This is a genomic window from Nonomuraea sp. NPDC001699 (assembly GCF_053596455.1).
Map to the genome: position 1 here is coordinate 1 of NZ_JBSFGF010000073.1, position 2,844 is coordinate 2,844.

The following is a 2,844-nucleotide window of genomic DNA, read 5'->3' on the forward strand; positions in this document are numbered from 1 at the left end:
GGGAACTGTTCTGGCCCCTCATCACCGGCGCCACCATGGTCATCGCCCGACCCGGCGGACACCGCGACACCGCCTACCTACGCGACCTGATCAAGGACGAGGGCATCACCACCGCCCACTTCGTTCCGTCGATGTTGCAGGCGTTCCTGGAAGAAGAAGGCGTCCAGCCCCCGGCACGGATCATCTGCTCGGGCGAAGCCCTCCCGCCAGGCCACGACCTCCCGGGACTCCACAACCTCTACGGCCCCACCGAAGCAGCCGTGGACGTCTCCTGGCACCCCTGCCAACCAGGAGAAACCCTGACCCCCATCGGGAAGCCGGTCGACAACACCACCCTGCACGTCCTCGACCACAATCTGAACGAAGTCCCCATCGGCACCCCCGGCGAACTCCACATCGGCGGCATCCAACTCGCCCGCGGCTACCTCGGCAAACCGGCACTCACCGCCGAACGCTTCATCCCCGCCCCCAACGGCCAACGCCTCTACAGAACCGGCGACCTCGCCCGCTGGCTCCCCACCGGCGAACTCGAATACCTCGGCCGCACCGACCACCAGGTCAAGATCCGCGGCATGCGTGTGGAGCTGGGAGAGATCGAGGCCGTCCTGCGCGCACGGCCGGGCGTCGCGGCCGCGGCGGCCGAGCTCGTGGACGGCCGCCTGGTCGGCTACGTCGTCGGCGACGTCCCGGACCTGTCCGACCTGCTGCCGGACTTCATGATCCCGACGGCGTGGGTGCGGCTGGACCGCCTGCCCGTCACCTCCAGCGGCAAGCTCGACCGCGCCGCCCTGCCCGCGCCCGAGCGCCCGGCCGACCTGCCGTGGGAGCCGCCGCGCGGCGAGGCGGAACACGCCGTCGCGCAGGTCTGGCAGGAGGTTCTCGGCCTCGACCGGCCCGGCCGGAACGACACCTTCTTCGCCGTCGGCGGCGACTCGATCAGCAGTCTGAAGGTCGTGGCCCGGCTGCGCGCCATGGGCTACGGCGTGGAACTGCAGCACCTGTTCACCCATCAGGCGGTCGCCGAACTGGCCGCCGTCCTGCGGCCGCGGGAGGCCGTACCGGAAACCACGGCGGGAGCCTTCGACCTGCTCAGCCTGGCGGACAGAGAGAGGCTCACGCGATGATCATCGACGCCTACCCGCTCAGCGCGCTCCAGGCCGGGATGCTGTACCACAGCGAGCTGGACGGCGTGACCTTCCACGACCACACCACGCTCACGTTACGCGGCACGTTCGACGAGCCGGCGCTGGTCAGGGCGCTGGAGGAGCTGTCGGCGCGGCACGACGTGCTGCGGACGTCCTTCGACCTGACCGGGTTCAGCGAGCCCGTCCAGCTCGTGCACGACCGCGCCGAGATCCCGCTGACCGTCTCCGGCGGCGAGCCGGAGTACGGGCCGTTCGACTGGACGCGGGCTCCCTTGCTGCGCGTCCACGTACGGCCTGACGCCGACCGGTTCGCGCTGACCGTCTACTTCCACCACGCGATCCTCGACGGGTGGAGCGTCGCGAGGCTGGTCAGCGAGCTGCTGGAGCGCTATGCGACCCCCGGGCTGCCGGTGGAGGCGCCGGCGGCCCGCTTCCGCGACCTGGTGGCGGCCGAGAAGGCCGTGCTCGCCCGGCCGGAGGCGGCGGAGTTCTGGCGGGACGCGGTCGCCGAGGCGCCGGAGGGCCGGCTGCCCCGGATGCCCGGCTACCCCACCGGCGGACCGCGCAAGGTCGAGGTGCTGGCCACGGCGCTCCCCGGCGATCTGGCGAAGGCGCTGGCCGAGGAGGCGGCCGCCGCCCGGGTGCCGCTGCGTTCGGTGCTGCTCGCGGCGCACGCGCGCGTCATGGCCCTGCTCACCGGCGACCCGGACGTCCTCACGGGGATGCTCACGCACAGCCGCCCGGAGAGCGAGGCCGGCGACGAGGTGCTGGGCCTGTTCCTCAACACCGTCCCGCTGCGCGTGCCCGCCGACGCTCCCGACCTGGTCCAGCGGGTCTTCCAGGCGGAGGTGGCGGCGCTGCCGTACCGGCACTTCCCGCTCTTCGAGATCCAGCGGGCCAGCGGCCGCGCGCGTCTGCTGGACACGCACGTGGACTTCCGCGACTTCCAGGTGCGCGGCGGCGCCGCCACGCCCATCGAGGGCCAGGACTTCTTCGAGCAGACCGACTTCGCCTTCAGCGCGGCCTTCGTCCGGACGCCGGGCGGTGGGCTGACGCTGACCATCTCCTACGACAGCACGCAGTTCCCCGCCGACCAGGTCGCGGCGATCCGGGATCACTACCTGCGCGCGTTGTCAGGGGACATCGGCGTCTCGCCGCAGGACGCGGCCCTGCTCGCGCTCTGGAACTCCACCGCGTCCGACCACCCGGGCGGGCTCCTGCACGAGCTGGTCTTCGAGCAGGCCGAGCGCACCCCGGACGCGACGGCGCTGGTCTTCGAGGGCGACCGGCTGACCTACCGCGAGCTGGCCGAGCGGGCCCGCGACGTCGCGGCGGGGCTGCAGGCGCGGGTGGACCAGCCGGTCGGCGTCTGCATGGAACGCGGGCTCGACCTTCCCGTCGTGCTCCTCGGCGTGCTGGCGGCCGGCGGCGCCTACCTGCCGCTCGACCCGGCCGATCCCGAGGAACGGCGCCGCGGCATGCTCGCCGACGCGGGGGCGGAGACCGTCCTCACCGGCGCGGGTTCCGGAGGTCGTTTCACTCCGGCGCGGGTGCGCGAGGACAACCTGGCCTACGTCATCTTCACCTCGGGCTCCACCGGACGACCCAAGGGCGTCGGCGTCTCCCACCGCGCGATCGTCAACCGGCTGCGCTGGATGCAGGACACCTTCCAGCTCACCCCCCAGGACCGCGTCCTGCA

Annotated in this window: 2 protein-coding genes; both read left to right on the forward strand. The window is 72.5% G+C overall.

What is annotated here, in order from left to right; genetic code table 11:
• Nucleotides 1–1,124: AMP-binding protein (locus ACWCSU_RS52700; protein WP_449945214.1), on the forward strand; the 1,124-nt coding region annotated here is incomplete at its 5' end.
• Nucleotides 1,121–2,844 (forward strand): condensation domain-containing protein (locus ACWCSU_RS52705; RefSeq protein WP_449945217.1); only part of this gene is annotated, 1,724 nt, incomplete at its 3' end. The genes ACWCSU_RS52700 and ACWCSU_RS52705, both read left to right, overlap by 4 nt.